This is a genomic window from Aliterella sp. E5.1 (assembly GCF_057473825.1).
In genome coordinates this window covers 1-987 of record NZ_JBYCCV010000521.1, presented here as the reverse complement: position 1 = coordinate 987, position 987 = coordinate 1, and the positions used below count along the sequence as shown (strand labels likewise).

At 47.0% G+C, this 987-nt stretch carries 1 protein-coding gene; it reads left to right on the top strand.

Annotated features, from left to right (window positions below):
- On the top strand, window positions 1–987 hold a 987-nt coding region (locus tag AC2VE5_RS28730; RefSeq protein ID WP_486890914.1), incomplete at both ends, for an ABC transporter permease.

The following is a 987-nucleotide window of genomic DNA, read 5'->3' as shown; positions in this document are numbered from 1 at the left end:
ATACTACGCAACAGTTGGAGTCGTTTGGGGCAAATAGTCTATTTGTTTACGTCAACTTTGAGGATACTGAAGGCGTAACGAGTGAAGCACCCCAATTGGTGTTATCCGATGCAGAGGCGATCGCCACTCAAGCACCTGCTGTCAAAGCAGTAGCTCCTCAGATTAGCTCCAATCTGTCGATCTCCTACCTCAACCGCAATACAAAAAGCAGTATTACAGGGACAAGTCCAGGGTTCCTCTATGTCCGTAACATGACTGTCGCTAAAGGACGGTTTTTTAATCAATCCGAACAGCAACAAAATGTGCAAGTAGTGACTTTGGGACCGGAACTAGCCCAAAAACTGTTTGGCAGTGGAGACCCACTGGGCAAAGAGGTACAAATCAGCAACTTGAGTTTTGTGGTGATTGGAGTGACCACAGCCAAAGGTTCGTTTGCTGGACAAAATGCCGATGATGCCGCTTATGTGCCAATTACCGCGATGGCTGACCAGTTGACCGGACGGCGATCGCCTTACGGTATTCCCATTGATAGTATGCAGGTGTCGGCTCTGAATAAACAAAGTATCCGTGCCGCCGCGTTTCAAGTTACAAATGTTTTAACACGATTGCGCGGTAGGCAAGACATTTCCGTTGTTTCTGATAAATCTTTCAACGATCTCATTAACCAAGTCACTCAAGCACTGTCGTTGACACTAGCAGCGATCGCCAGTATTTCGCTGTTGGTAGGTGGCATTGGCATCATGAATATTATGCTGGTTTCTGTTACTGAACGCACTCAAGAAATTGGCTTACGCAAGGCACTTGGTGCAACCCAGGATGCCATCCTAACTCAGTTTTTGATTGAGGCAATCATTTTATCAGTAGCTGGCGGTCTAGTTGGTATTGGTGCTGGCATTGGTGGCACTACAATTGTCGGAATTTTTACTCCTTTAAAACCGAGCGTACCGCTAGGAGCGATCGCTTTGACGGCTGGGGTTTCTGGTGGAA